We start from the raw sequence: 13,276 nt of genomic DNA, 5'->3' as shown, positions 1-13,276 counted from the left end.
GACGGAGACGGGTGGACGGGGCACCGCAGACGCACCGGGGATGAGCGGCCGGCCGCGGTGGAACACCGGCCCCGGCGTACCCGGCGGTGATCACCCCGTACCGACCGGCACATTCCCGCCCGGCGCAAGGGAGTTGCTCCCGCACCGTCCACGGCCGGAACGCGTCGGCAGCCGGACAAACCTCGAGCGGGACGCGATCATCGCATCGAGTTAACATCGGCGGCTTTCCTTGATCCGGTGGAGGCGGCGGCCGTTAGTGTTCCCTGCGTCCGGACGGGTCTCCGTCCACGTAACCCCCTTTTTTTCCCTCGGTGCCCGGTGGCGTCCGTATGCCCGCGCCGCCGCGCTGATCATGGAGAGCGTGCACGATGAGTGTTGACTCGAGCCCGGAAGCGCGACTGGAGCTGCCCCCGCAGTCCAGCCTGAGCACGGGGGCTGCCCGCAAGCTCGCCCACACGACCAAGTCCGCACCGCAGATGGAGGAGATCAGCTCCCGCTGGCTGCTGCGCATGCTCCCCTGGGTGGAGGCCCAGGGCGGGGCGTACCGGGTGAACCGCCGGCTCTCCTACACCGTCGGTGACGGAACCATCGAGTTCGTCCAGGAGGGCTCCGACGTCCGGGTGATCCCTCGCGAGCTCGGTGAACTGGCGCTGCTGCGCGGTTTCGACGACGTGGACGTGCTGACGGCGCTCGCCGACCGGTGCGTGCAGCGCGACTTCCGTGCCGGCGAGACGCTGGTCGAGCGCGGGACGGCCGCGGACCAGATCCATCTGATCGCGCACGGCCGCGTCAACCAGACCTCCGTGGGCACCTACGGCGACGAGGTCGCCCTGGACGTACTCGCCGACGGCGACCGGTTCGGGGAGGAGGCGCTGCTGGACGAGGACGCCCGGTGGGAGCAGACCGTCACCGCCGAGACCTCGGGCACGCTGCTCACCCTGTCGCGTTCCGACTTCACGTCCGTGGTCTCCGGGGCCCCGGGCCTGCGGACGCACCTCGACGCGTTCTCCGCACGCTCGCGGCGGGGGCAGAACCACCGCGGCGAGGCGGAGATCGCCATGTCGGCGGGGCACGTCGGTGAGCAGCACCTGCCCGGCGCCTTCGTCGACTACGAGTTGAAGCCCCGCGAGTACGAACTGTCCGTCGCCCAGACCATCCTGCGGATCCACACGCGGGTCGCCGACCTCTACAACGGGCCGATGAACCAGACCAAGGAGCAACTCAGGCTCACCATCGAGGCGTTGCGCGAACGCCAGGAGCACGAGCTGATCAACAACCGGGAGTTCGGCCTGCTCCACAACGCCGACTTCAAGCAGCGCCTGCAGACGCACTCCGGCCCGCCGACACCGGACGACCTGGACGAGCTGCTCTGCCGGCGACGCGGATCCAAGTTCTTCCTCGCACACCCCCGGACGATCGCGGCGATCGGGCGGGAGTTCAACGCGCGAGGGGTCTATCCGGACCACGTCGACCTCGGCGGCCAGCAGGTGCCGGCCTGGCGCGGGGTTCCGATCCTGCCGTGCAACAAGATCCCCGTCACCCGGGAGAAGACCAGCTCGATCCTGGTCATGCGTACCGGGGAGGCGAACCAGGGCGTCGTCGGTCTGCACCAGACCGGGCTGCCGGACGAGTACGAGCCGGGTCTCTCGGTCCGCTTCATGGGCATCGACGAGAAGGCGATCACGTCCTATCTCGTCAGCACGTACTACTCCGCCGCCATCCTCGTACCGGATGCGGTGGGCGTGCTGGAGAACGTGCAGATCGCACGCTGGCAGGGCTGAGCCCTTTCCGGCGGAACGTGAGGGGCCACCCGCCCCCACCCCCGGGTCCAACCCGCTCGCACCGAAGTCCCCCGCCGCCGTGTTCCCCGGGCCCGGCCGCGGCCCCCGCCAGGCTCCCCGGGCGGGGAGCGCGCGGCGCAGCGGACTCCGGCAGATCCGTCCACCCCACCAAGGAGCCCTCGATGCCCGCGCCCGAGCCGCCACCGCCGCCCCCGCCCCCCTCGCCACCGCGGTCGAGCACGCCCGAGGCGGCCGCCCGGTTCGGGGCGCACGTTCTCGCCGCTGCGGCGGCCCGCGCCCATGACGTCAGGGCCGCACTCGGCGGCCCGCCCGCCGTACACACCGCGACCGCCCCGCCCGTAACTCCGCCGCTCCCCGCCCCGACCGCTGTCGCGAAGGTACCGGGTGCCGGTATCGAACGCCTCCTGCGGGGGCCGAGCGGTCTGGGCACCGCGGGGCTGCGGCTGGTCGCTCGGGAACCGGCGCCGCCCTCGCCGGCCGGGGCCGCGGAGGGGACGCCGGTCCCGGGGCTCTACCACCATCCAGTGCCCGATCCCGACCTGGCACGGGTCGAGGAGGTCAGCCGGAGGATCAAGGCCTGGGCGCTGGAGGAGGTCCAGCTCTACCCCGAGGAGTGGGAGGAGCAGTTCGACGGCTTCTCGGTGGGCCGTTACATGGTCGTCTGCCATCCGGACGCGCCCTCCGTCGACCACCTGATGCTCGCCACGCGCCTGATGGTCGCGGAGAACGCGGTGGACGACTGCTACTGCGAGGACCACGGGGGCTCGCCCGTGGGCCTCGGCGAGCGGCTCCTGCTGGCACACACCGCCCTCGATCCCCTCCACACGACCGAGGAGTACCGGCCGCAGTGGGCGAAGTCGCTCCGGGCGGACGCACCCCGGCGGGCCTACCGCTCCGCCATGGAGTACTTCGTGCGGGCGGCCGGAGCGTCCCAGGCGGACCGGCTCCGGCACGACATGGCCCGGCTGCACCTGGGGTACCTCGCCGAAGCCGCGTGGGCGCAACTGGACCACGTACCGGAGGTGTGGGAGTACCTGGCGATGCGCCAGTTCAACAACTTCCGCCCGTGCCCGACCATCACCGACACCGTCGGCGGCTACGAACTGCCGGCGGACCTGCACGCCCAGGACGCCATGCAGAGGGTCATCGCCCTGGCGGGGAACGCGACGACCCTCGTGAACGACCTGTACTCGTACACCAAGGAACTCGACTCCCCCGGTCGGCACCTGAACCTGCCCGTCGTGATCGCCGCACGCGAAGGACTCTCCGACCGCGACGCCTATCTGAAGTCCGTCGAGGTCCACAACGACCTGATGCGGGACTTCGAGAGGGAGGCCGCTGCCCTCGCGGAGGCGTGCCCCCTCCCTCCGGTGCACCGCTTCCTGCGGGGCGTCGCCGCGTGGGTCGACGGCAACCACTACTGGCACCGGACCAACACCTACCGCTACACCCTGCCCGATTTCTGGTAAGAGAATGGATCCAGCCGTGACCAGCACCGAACCTATCGTCGCCCCCGCCGCGCGCATCCCCCGCCCGGCGACGCCCTACCAGGGGGACATCGCCCGCTACTGGGACGGGGAGGCGCGGCCCGTGAACCTGCGCCTCGGCGACGTGGACGGCTTGTACCACCACCACTACGGCATCGGCGAGGTGGATCACGCGGCGCTGGGCGACGCCGAGGACAGCGCGCGCGAGAAGAAGGTGATCGCCGAGCTCCACCGACTGGAGTCGGCGCAGGCCGAGTTCCTCCTGGGGCACCTCGGCGCCATCGGCCACGACGACACCCTGGTGGACGCCGGTTGTGGCCGGGGCGGGTCGATGGTGATGGCCCACCAGCGCTTCGGATGCACGGTGGAAGGGGTCACCCTCTCAGCCAAGCAGGCCGAGTTCGCCAACAGCCGCGCCCGCGAACTGGACGTGCAGGACCGCGTCCGCGCCCGCGTCTGCAACATGCTCGCGACACCCTTCGCGACCGGGTCGGCCGCCGGCTCGTGGAACAACGAGTCGAGCATGTACGTCGACCTCCAGGACCTCTTCGCCGAGCACTCCCGTGTCCTGAGGGTCGGCGGCCGCTACGTGACCATCACCGGTTGCTGGAACCCCCGGTACGGCCAGCCCTCGAAGTGGGTCTCGCAGATCAACGCGCACTTCGAGTGCAACATCCACTCGCGCCGGGAGTACCTGCGCGCCATGGCCGACAACCGCCTGGTGCCGACGGCCGTCGTCGACCTCACCCCCGACACCCTGCCCTACTGGGAGCTGCGAGCCACCACGTCACTGGTCACCGGCATCGAGGACGCGTTCCTCAACTCCTACCGGGACGGGTCCTTCCAGTACCTCCTCATCGCGGCGGACCGCGTCTGACGGGCCGCCCGGCCGGTGCCCGGGAGCCGCCCCGCGGACGGACCTCGCCGGCACCGGCCGACCCGCCGTGGCCCCCGCGGTCAGAGCTGGTTGATCGGGCGCATCGCCAGGCCCTCGGTACCGGCCCAGCCGTTCACCCGTGCCGCGTCGTCGTAGGAGACGGAGGCGAGCCCGTCGGGCAGGTCGAAGACGAGGGTGCCGTTGAGTTCGGTTCCCTCACCGGCGACCAGGGTGGCGGTGAACCGGTCCGCCTGGTCGTATTCCGCTTCGCCGCCCTCGTCGTTGCCGAAGACGTACAGACCGGCGTAGGCCGTGCCGTCTCCTTCGACGACGACGGGCTCGGTGTCCGGCTCTCCGAGCGTGCGGACGGTCGGGGTGTCATTGCCCGCACCGAGTCGCAGCAGCGGTGCGTCGTTGAGGACACAGGGCTTCTCGTTGCCGTTGGTGACGGTCAGCAGGAAGTGGCGGGGCGTCTGCCCCGGCGCGTCCTGCGACTCGACGGCGGTGTGGAGGTCGGTGGCCTCGCAGTCCGGATGGGCGGTGCCGTTGCCGCCGCCGGTCTCTCCGCTGTCGCCGGCGTCCTGACCCGCCGAACCACCGCTGCCGCTCCCGGTGGCGGCGGGGGTACCGGTGCCGGTGTCACCCGACGGCGCGGGGCTCTTCGCGGCACTCTCCCCGGCCGGGGCCGCGACCGAGGGCGCGGCGTCGGCCTCCCCCTCGGAGGTCTCGCAGGCGGTGGTCGCCAGGAAGGCCACGATCACGGCCGCTCCCCACAGGGTGCCGCGCAGTCCCTGACGCACCGATCCGGCTCTGGCTGTCTTCGTGTGCATGCCGTGTCCTACTCCCCCGGGACCGGCCCCGGGGCCGGTCGATGACGCGAGCTCTCTCCCGCCATTGTGGTTGCCGCCGCCGGGATCGGTCGCCGGCGAAGTCCGCTCTGTTACAGCCCTCGCACCGACCGGGAGCGTGGGCGTGACCCTGGTCGGCGGGCGGTCAGGGCCGCCTGCGGCCTCGACGGGAAGGGTGGTGCTGCCGTGGCCACCGGGGCAGCCGTGGTGTGCGGCAGGAAATGGCGGGTCGACGGTGGAGCGTCGGGTGGTGCCGGGTGGCACGGGACCGCCTCGCCGTGGGGTTGACCGTCCGACTCGGGATCGACGCGCGGCCGAGGACGACACTCGCACGACGAACAGACCGTGTCGCAGCGGGAATCACCGATCCGTGAAAGCCGGCGGTCCGCCGCCACCGCAGACTCCCCCGGAGCGGCGGACCCGGTCCGGTCCCACAACTCCTCCTGAGGCAGGGTACGGCGGCCGGGTGCGCGCACCGACGGAGTGGAACCGACGCGGCAATGCGCGAGGCGGGTGGTGCGGCCGCGGCGCCGCGGGGGCCCCAACTCGGTCCCGGAGAAGCCTGTTGCCTCACCGTCACGCATGTCCCCCGCGGCGGAATCGATCCCTTCGCGAGAGGCCCGCCCGCGCACTCCTCCCTGCTTACGGCTGGGTATCAACTGCGGAAAAAAGGCTGACCCCTCTTGTCTCGCACCATTGTGAGCGCTAACAATCTACGCGCGGCCAGGTCTACCGAGACCGGCCGCCCACCCGGGACGACGTCGTCCGACGGCGCGAGGACACGCGCCGACGCCGAGGCCGTTCCGAACAGAGCCGCCTCGACGACGGATTGCCAGGTAATGCTCATGAAGAAGTTCCGGTCCGCATCCGCCCTTCTGGCCGTGACCACCGGTTGCGCCATGCTCCTGACCGCCTGTGGGCAGAGCAGCGAGGGGGGAAGCGAGGAATCGAAGGACAAGAAGGACGTGACCATCGGCATCGCCATGCCGACCAAGTCCTCCGAGAGGTGGATCGCCGACGGCAAGAACATGACCGCGAGTCTGAAGAAGGCCGGATTCGCCACGACCCTGCAGTACGGGGAGGACGACCCCGACCAGCAGGTCGCCCAGATCGAGAACATGATCACCCAGGGCGTCGACGCCCTGGTCATCGCCGCCATCAACGGCGAGGCGCTCTCCAACGTCCTGCAGCAGGCGGCCGACGCCAAGATCCCGGTGATCTCCTACGACCGGCTCATCCTGGGCTCCGATCACGTGGACTACTACGCCTCCTTCGACAACGAGAAGGTCGGCGAGCTCCAAGCGACCTACATCGTCGACAAGTTGGGCCTGCAGGACGGCAAGAAGAAGGGCCCCTTCAACATCGAGCTCTTCGCCGGGTCCAACGACGACAACAACACCAAGTACTTCTTCAACGGCGCCATGAAGGTGCTGAAGCCGTACTTCGACAAGAAGCAGTTGGTCGTGCGCTCCCAGCAGACCCAGCTCAACCAGGTCACCACGCTGCGCTGGGACGGAGGGACGGCGCAGAAGCGCATGGACGACCTGCTCACCTCCTCCTACGCCGCCGCCCGCGTCGATGCCGTGCTCTCCCCGTACGACGGCATCTCCATCGGCATCCTCTCCGCCCTGAAGTCCGACGACTACGGGAGTACCGCCAAGCCGCTGCCGGTCGTCACCGGCCAGGACGCCGAAGTGGCCTCCGTGAAGTCGATCATCGCGGGCCAGCAGACCCAGACCGTCTACAAGGACACCCGGGCCCTCGCCACGGTCGCCGCGGACATGGTGACCGCCGTCCTCGACGGCAAGAAGCCCGAGACCAATGACGACACCACGTACGACAACGGCAAGAAGGTGGTCCCGGCCTACCTGCTCGACCCGATCAGCGTCGACAGGACGAACTACGAGAAGGTCCTGGTCGACTCGGGCTACATCGACGCCGGGGAGCTGGGGTGACCTCCGCGCGAGCCGAGTCGGCCGTACCGTCCCCGGCCGGCCCGGTCCTGGAGATGCGGTCGATCGTGAAGACCTTCCCCGGGGTCAGGGCACTGTCGGAGGTCACCCTGTCCGTGGCGCAGGGGGAGGTGCACGCCCTGTGCGGAGAGAACGGCGCCGGCAAGTCGACGCTGATGAAGGTGTTGTCCGGCGTCCACCCGCACGGCAGCTACGAGGGCGAGATCCTCTTCGACGGCGAGCCGTGCCACTTCAAGGACATACGGGCCAGTGAGCGGCGCGGCATCGTCATCATCCACCAGGAACTCGCCCTCGTCCCCTACCTGTCGATCGCCGAGAACATCTTCCTCGGCAACGAACCGTCCCGCCGGGGGATCATCGACTGGCGGGCGGCGATGCGCCGCGCTTCCGCGCTGCTCAAGCGGGTCGGACTCGACGAACACCCGGAGACGCGGGTCGCCGACATCGGCGTGGGCAAGCAGCAACTCGTGGAGATCGCGAAGGCACTGGCGAAGAACGTCCGGCTGCTGATCCTCGACGAGCCCACCGCAGCCCTGAACGACGAGGACAGCGCCAAACTCCTGCGCCTCATGAGGGAGTTGAAGGGTCAGGGCATCACCTCGATCATCATTTCGCACAAGCTGAACGAGATCGCGAAGATCGCCGACTCCGTCACCATCCTGCGCGACGGGCGCTCCATCGAGACGCTGGACGTCAACGACCCGGCGACCACCGAGGAGCGGATCATCCGCGGCATGGTGGGCCGGGACCTCGACAGCCGGTTTCCCGACCGCACCCCGTACGAGGGTGCGACCGACACCGAACCGGCTCTGGAGATACGTGACTGGACGGTGCGTCATCCCCTCGACCGCAGCCGCAAGGTGGCCGACGGGGTCTCGCTCCAGGTCCGCCGCGGGGAGATCGTCGGCGTCGCCGGGCTCATGGGGGCCGGCCGGACCGAGCTCGCCATGAGCGTCTTCGGCCGCTCCTACGGCCGCTACGAGCAGGGCTCCGTCCGCAGGGACGGCCGCGAGGTGCGTACGCGCACGGTCCCGGAGGCGGTCGCCAACGGCATCGCGTACGTCACCGAGGACCGCAAGCAGTACGGTCTCGACCTCGGGGACACCGTGAGCCGGAACATCTCGCTCGCCTCCCTGGGCACCCTCGGGCGGCGCGGCGTCGTCGACGCGCACGAGGAGCGCAAGGTGGCCGAGCGCTACCGGCAGAGCATGAACATCAAGACGCCGAACGTCCTCGAGGCGGTCGGCCGGCTGTCGGGCGGCAACCAGCAGAAGGTCGTCCTCAGCAAGTGGATCCTCGCCGGTCCGGACGTCCTGATCCTCGACGAACCCACCCGCGGGGTCGACGTCGGGGCCAAGTTCGAGATCTACACCGTGATCGACCGTCTCGCCGCCGAGGGGAAGGCGATCCTCTTCATCTCCTCGGAGCTGCCCGAACTGCTCGGCATGTGCGACCGCATCTACACCATGGCAGCCGGGCGGCTGACCGGCGAAGTGCCTCGCGCGGACGCCACCCAGGAAGTGCTGATGCGGCACATGACGCGCGACACCCCCGCACCACCAGCAGTCACCGCAGGTGCCACCCCCAGCGAAGGACGACCCGTATGAGCACCGACGTCAGCCCGACCACGCCGGCACCGCCGGGAGGCGGCACCCGCTCCTCCTCGGCACCGGTGGGCCGGGTGCTCCTGGACGGTGTCCGGCGCAACATGCGCCAGTACGGGATGCTCTTCGCCCTCGGCCTGATCGTGCTCCTGTTCCAGATCTGGACGGGCGGCGACCTCCTGCTGCCGCGCAACGTCTCCAACCTGGTGCTGCAGAACAGCTACATCCTCATCCTCGCCATCGGCATGATGATCGTCATCATCTGCGGGCACATCGACCTGTCGGTCGGCTCCTTGATGGCCCTGGTGGGCGGCATCGGGGCGGTGCTCATGGTCGAGCACCACGTCTCCTGGCCGGTCGCGGTGGTCCTCACGCTGCTGCTGGGAGCCGCCGCCGGCGCGGTCCAGGGCTTCTTCATCGCGTACGTCGGCATCCCGTCGTTCATCGTGACCCTCGCCGGCATGCTGCTCTTCCGCGGACTGACGGAGATCTTCCTCAAGGGGCAGACGCTCGGTCCGTTCCCGGAAGGGCTGCAGAAGGTCGCCAACGGCTTCCTGCCGGAGGTGGGCCCGGACACCAACTACCACAACATCACTCTGATCCTGGGGCTGGGACTCGCCGCCTACGTGGTGTTCCAGGAGGTGCGGGAGCGCAGGAACCAGCGGGAGTTCACCCTGGACCCGCTTCCGACGAGCCTGTTCGCGCTGAAGACGGCGGCGCTGGTCGCCGCGGTCCTGGTCACCACCCTGCTGCTCGCCAGCTACAAGGGCGCCCCCGTGGTGCTCCTGATCCTGGCGGTGCTGCTGATCGGCTTCGGCTACGTGATGCGCAACGCCGTGGTCGGCCGGCACGTCTACGCGATCGGGGGGAACCTGCCCGCAGCGAAGCTGTCCGGGGTCAAGGACAAGAAGGTGACCTTCGCGGTCTTCCTCAACATGGGAATGCTCGCGGCGCTCGCCGGTCTCGTCTTCGCGGCTCGCTTCAACGCGGCCTCGCCAAAGGCGGGGGTGAACTTCGAACTGGAGGCCATCGCGGCCGCGTTCATCGGCGGAGCGTCGATGAGCGGTGGCGTGGGCACGGTACTGGGAGCCATCATCGGCGGCCTGGTCCTCGGTGTCCTCAACAACGGCATGAACCTGGTCGGGGTGGGGACCGACTGGCAGCAGGTCATCAAGGGCCTGGTGCTGCTGGCTGCGGTCGGCTTCGACGTGTGGAACAAGCGGAGGGCGGGCGCCTGACCCCGCTCCTCCGCAGCGCTGTGCCCGCCGGCTCGGTCCGCCGGCGGGCACAGCCGTGTCGGCGCCTCCCCGCGCGACCGCCCGGGGACGGCTGCCCGACTCCCTGCCCGGCGCGGGGAACGCACAGTTCACCCGATCTTCATGACTCCTGCCGGAGGGGACGCGGCAGAAGATTCTTGGCGTGCGCATGCTCTGGCTGCACCGTGCCCGTCACACCCGCTCACACTCCCCACCGGAGGTCCCCCGTGCTCGGCAGATCGCTCTTCCGCCGCAGTCGCACCGCCCTCGCCTGCGCCGCGGCCCTCACCGCGGTGGCCGCCGCCGGTCTGTGGACCGGCATCGGCGGCTCGTCCCCGGCCCAGGCCGCGACCGGCGTGCCCACCCCCGATCACGTGATCGTCGTCGTCTTCGAGAACCACGCGTACAGCCAGGTCATCGGCTCCTCCAGCGCCCCGTACATCAACTCGCTGAAGAGCGGTGGCGCCAACCTGAGCGCCGCGTACGCCGAGACGCACCCCAGCCAGCCCAACTACTTCGCCCTGTTCTCGGGTTCCACCCAGGGCATCACGGACGACAGCTGCTACACCCCCGGCTTCTCCGCCAAGGCCAATCTCGCCTCCGAGCTGATCGCGGCGGGCAAGAGCTGGGCGAGCTACAACGAGACGCTGCCCAGCCAGGGCTCGACCACGTGCAGCAGCGGCAAGTACGCCCGCAAGCACAACCCGTGGTTCGGCTTCAGCAACGTCCCCACCTCGACCGCGTACACCTTCGGCCAGTTCCCCACCGACTACACGAAGCTGCCGCAGGTCTCCTTCGTCGTCCCCAACCTCTGCAGCGACATGCACGACTGCTCGGTGTCCAGCGGCGACACCTGGCTGAAGAACAACCTCGGCGCCTACGCGACCTGGGCGAAGACCCACAACAGCCTCCTCGTCGTCACCTTCGACGAGGACAACCGGCTCAGCGGGAACCGCATCCCGACCGTCCTCTACGGGCAGCGGGTGACCCCGGGTTCCACCTCCTCCACCACGTACAACCACTACGACCTCCTGCGCACCATCGAGGACATGCACGGCCTCGGGCACGCGGGGAACGCCGCGTCCGCCAAGGACATCACCGGGGTCTGGACGTCTTGACATGTACGTAGCGGACAGCCGCGCAGCCGGTGCGGGGTCCGCCGAACGCGCTGCCGGGCCGGGCACGGACCCGGCCCGGCGGCGCGTGGCGGTCGCTCCCGCGGTGCTCGCGCTCGGCACGGTCAGTCTGATCACCGACGTCTCCTCCGAGATGGTGACGGCGGTCCTGCCGCTCTATCTGGTGGCCGGTCTCGGCCTCAGCCCTCTGGGCTTCGGAGTGCTGGACGGCCTCTACAACGGGTTCTCCGCCGTGGTGCGTCTGGTGGGCGGGCACGTCGCGGACCGGGGAGGCGGACGCCACAAGGCCGTCGCCGTCCTGGGCTACAGCATCTCGGCCCTCTGCAAACCGTTCCTCCTCCTCGCACACACCCTCACCCCCATCGGCCTCGTCCTGGCGGCCGACCGCACCGGCAAAGGGCTGCGCACCGCGCCGCGCGACGCGATGATCTCGCTGTCGTCCCCACCGGAGGTCCGCGGCCGTGCCTTCGGTGTCCACCGTGCGATGGACACCGCGGGCGCCCTGCTCGGACCCGTCGTCGCGTTCCTCGTCCTGCGCGCCACCGTCGACGGCTACGACGCGGTGTTCACCGTGAGCTTCTGCGTCGCCGTGGCCGGTGTGCTGGTGCTGGTGCTCTTCGTTCCCTCCGGGGCCGGGTTCCCACGCACCGCGCCGGCGGCCGGGCATCCCCGCCCCACCCTGGGCGCGGCCTTCGCGTTGCTCCGCCATCGCGGGATCCGGCGCATCGCGGTCTGCGCACTGCTGCTGGGCCTGGCCACCGTCAGCGACTCGTTCCTCTACCTGCTGCTCCAGGACCGTCTCGGGGTGCCCGACCGCTGGTTCGCCCTGCTGCCGGTGGGGACCGCGGCGGCGTTCCTGCTGCTCGCCCTCCCCCTGGGACGGCTCGCGGACCGGATCGGCCCCTGGCGGGTGTTCCTCGCCGGGCACGGCGCGCTGCTCGGCGCGTACGCTCTGCTTCTCTCCTCCTGGCGCGGTACGGCGCTCCCGTTCGTGGTGCTCGTTCTGCACGGGGCCTTCTACGCGGCCACCGACGGGGTGCTCATGGCAGCCGCCTCGCAGAGCGTGCCCGAGGAGCTGCGCTCGTCCGGGCTCGCCCTGATACAGACCGGGCAGGCTCTCGCCCGGTTCGTCTGCTCGCTGGCCTTCGGCGCCGTGTGGACCGCGTGGGGCGACCGCACCGCCCTGCTCGCGGCGGCGGTCGCGCTCGCCGTGTGCGCCGCTGTCTCCCTCCGTACCGGCCCGACCCCGAAGGTTCCCGCATGACGCGCCTGCGCACCCGCCTCCTCGTCCTCCTCTGCGCGTCCGCCGTGCTCGCGGTGGTCGCCACCGCCTCCGTCCTGCACGCCGCGGACCGGTCCGGCGCGCGCGACGTCGCGAAGCCCGGCGGACCGGCCGTCACGGCCGGGCGGGTCACGCTCACCGACGAGCACCGGATCGTCTTCCGGAACATGGCGTGGGGGCCGCACCGCGACGAGGTGACGACGGTGGACGCCGGTGCGCCCGGTGGCGCCCGCACCACCTCGGGGGTCAAGTGCCTTCGCTTCTACGCGGCTTCGGGCACCGCCGTCTGCCTCCAGGCCGTGCACGGAACCCTGACGGACACCTACCGGGCCACGATCCTCGACCGTCGGCTGAAGGAACGCGCGCACTACGCGCTCCCCGGCATCCCCTCCCGCGCACGTGTCTCACCGAGCGGCCGACTGGCGGCCTGGACGGTCTTCGTGGGCGGCGACAGCTACGCCGGTACGAACTTCTCCACCCGCGCCGCGATCCTCGACACCCGCACCGGCGACCTCGTGCCGACCCTGGAGGACTTCGCGATACTCAAGGACGGGCGCCCCTACCGGGCCGCGGACGTCAACTTCTGGGGTGTCACCTTCGACGCGGACGACCGTCACTTCTACGCGACGCTCGCCACGCAGGGACACACCTACCTCGTCCGGGGCGATCTGCGCACCCGCACCGTCACCACGCTACGGACCAATGTGGAGTGCCCGTCACTCTCCCCCGACGGTTCCCGCATCGCCTACAAGAGGCGCGACGAGGGGCTGCCCTCGGACGCGCCCTGGCGGCTGCACGTCCTGGACCTGCGTACGCTCGCCGACCATCCGCTCGCCGAGGGCCGCAGCGTGGACGACCAGGCGGTCTGGAAGGACGACACCACCGTGACGTACGCGCTGCCGGGCGACTTCGGCGCGGATCTCTACGAGGCGGCGGCGGACGGCTCCGGCCATCCGCGCCGTGTCATGACCGCGGCGGTGTCGCCCGCCTATCCCTGAATGCCCGCCGCAC

The 13,276-nt window shown here is 70.4% G+C and carries 10 protein-coding genes; 9 read left to right on the top strand and 1 reads right to left on the bottom strand.

What is annotated here, in order from left to right:
• Positions 1-368 precede the first annotated feature (368 nt).
• From PZB77_RS28480 to PZB77_RS28470, 3 genes are all read left to right on the top strand, one after another.
• The gene (locus PZB77_RS28480; RefSeq protein ID WP_275495501.1) at positions 369-1,781 is read left to right on the top strand and encodes a family 2B encapsulin nanocompartment shell protein; all 1,413 of its coding nucleotides are present in this window, start codon (positions 369-371) and stop codon (positions 1,779-1,781) included.
• Positions 1,782-1,963: 182 nt separating this feature from the next.
• Positions 1,964-3,271 (top strand): family 2 encapsulin nanocompartment cargo protein terpene cyclase, encoded by a 1,308-nt coding sequence (locus tag PZB77_RS28475; protein WP_275495500.1) that lies wholly within the window; start codon positions 1,964-1,966, stop codon positions 3,269-3,271.
• Between the two features lie 4 nt (positions 3,272-3,275).
• A complete protein-coding gene (locus tag PZB77_RS28470) occupies positions 3,276-4,166 on the top strand; it encodes a geranyl diphosphate 2-C-methyltransferase (RefSeq protein WP_275495499.1) in 891 nt (296 codons plus the stop codon).
• Positions 4,167-4,246: 80 nt separating this feature from the next.
• Here PZB77_RS28470 and PZB77_RS28465 read toward each other — a convergent pair whose 3' ends face one another.
• The gene (locus tag PZB77_RS28465; protein ID WP_275495498.1) at positions 4,247-4,996 is read right to left on the bottom strand and encodes a DUF4232 domain-containing protein; all 750 of its coding nucleotides are present in this window, start codon (positions 4,994-4,996) and stop codon (positions 4,247-4,249) included.
• An 863-nt stretch (positions 4,997-5,859) separates the two neighbouring features.
• Between PZB77_RS28465 and chvE the strand changes: the two genes are divergently transcribed.
• From chvE to PZB77_RS28435, 6 genes are all read left to right on the top strand, one after another.
• Positions 5,860-6,969: a multiple monosaccharide ABC transporter substrate-binding protein gene (chvE, locus tag PZB77_RS28460; RefSeq protein ID WP_275495497.1), complete on the top strand. Its 1,110-nt coding sequence runs from the start codon at positions 5,860-5,862 to the stop codon at positions 6,967-6,969.
• Between the two features lie 53 nt (positions 6,970-7,022).
• The gene (gene mmsA, locus PZB77_RS28455) at positions 7,023-8,594 is read left to right on the top strand and encodes a multiple monosaccharide ABC transporter ATP-binding protein (RefSeq protein WP_275496247.1); all 1,572 of its coding nucleotides are present in this window, start codon (positions 7,023-7,025) and stop codon (positions 8,592-8,594) included.
• Complete coding sequence (gene mmsB, locus PZB77_RS28450; protein ID WP_275495496.1) at positions 8,591-9,829, top strand: multiple monosaccharide ABC transporter permease; 1,239 nt, start codon at positions 8,591-8,593, stop codon at positions 9,827-9,829. Before mmsA ends, mmsB begins: the two co-directional genes overlap by 4 nt.
• Before the next feature lie 245 nt (positions 9,830-10,074).
• Positions 10,075-10,965 (top strand): alkaline phosphatase family protein, encoded by an 891-nt coding sequence (locus PZB77_RS28445; protein WP_275495495.1) that lies wholly within the window; start codon positions 10,075-10,077, stop codon positions 10,963-10,965.
• Position 10,966: 1 nt separating this feature from the next.
• Positions 10,967-12,247 carry an MFS transporter gene (locus PZB77_RS28440; RefSeq protein ID WP_275495494.1) on the top strand — a complete coding sequence of 427 codons (1,281 nt, stop codon included), beginning with the start codon at positions 10,967-10,969 and terminating at the stop codon, positions 12,245-12,247.
• Positions 12,244-13,263 carry a TolB-like translocation protein gene (locus tag PZB77_RS28435; RefSeq protein WP_275495493.1) on the top strand — a complete coding sequence of 340 codons (1,020 nt, stop codon included), beginning with the start codon at positions 12,244-12,246 and terminating at the stop codon, positions 13,261-13,263. The genes PZB77_RS28440 and PZB77_RS28435 overlap by 4 nt, the downstream gene beginning before the upstream one ends.
• The last annotated feature ends 13 nt before the right edge of the window (positions 13,264-13,276 follow it).

It is taken from the genome of Streptomyces sp. AM 2-1-1, assembly GCF_029167645.1.
Taxonomy (GTDB): domain Bacteria; phylum Actinomycetota; class Actinomycetes; order Streptomycetales; family Streptomycetaceae; genus Streptomyces.
Note: the sequence above shows the minus strand (reverse complement) of the source record. Positions and strands in the feature narration are given on the sequence as shown.

What these genes read in the sequence shown, in the direction of transcription:
- mmsA (WP_275496247.1), top strand. Translation starts at nt 7,023, where the DNA reads ATGCGGTCGATCGTGAAGACCTTCCCCGGGGTCAGGGCACTGTCGGAG.
- PZB77_RS28435 (WP_275495493.1), top strand. Translation starts at nt 12,244, where the DNA reads ATGACGCGCCTGCGCACCCGCCTCCTCGTCCTCCTCTGCGCGTCCGCC.
- chvE (WP_275495497.1), top strand. Translation starts at nt 5,860, where the DNA reads ATGAAGAAGTTCCGGTCCGCATCCGCCCTTCTGGCCGTGACCACCGGT.
- PZB77_RS28465 (WP_275495498.1), bottom strand. Translation starts at nt 4,996, where the DNA reads ATGCACACGAAGACAGCCAGAGCCGGATCGGTGCGTCAGGGACTGCGC.
- mmsB (WP_275495496.1), top strand. Translation starts at nt 8,591, where the DNA reads ATGAGCACCGACGTCAGCCCGACCACGCCGGCACCGCCGGGAGGCGGC.
- PZB77_RS28480 (WP_275495501.1), top strand. Translation starts at nt 369, where the DNA reads ATGAGTGTTGACTCGAGCCCGGAAGCGCGACTGGAGCTGCCCCCGCAG.
- PZB77_RS28440 (WP_275495494.1), top strand. Translation starts at nt 10,967, where the DNA reads ATGTACGTAGCGGACAGCCGCGCAGCCGGTGCGGGGTCCGCCGAACGC.
- PZB77_RS28475 (WP_275495500.1), top strand. Translation starts at nt 1,964, where the DNA reads ATGCCCGCGCCCGAGCCGCCACCGCCGCCCCCGCCCCCCTCGCCACCG.
- PZB77_RS28470 (WP_275495499.1), top strand. Translation starts at nt 3,276, where the DNA reads ATGGATCCAGCCGTGACCAGCACCGAACCTATCGTCGCCCCCGCCGCG.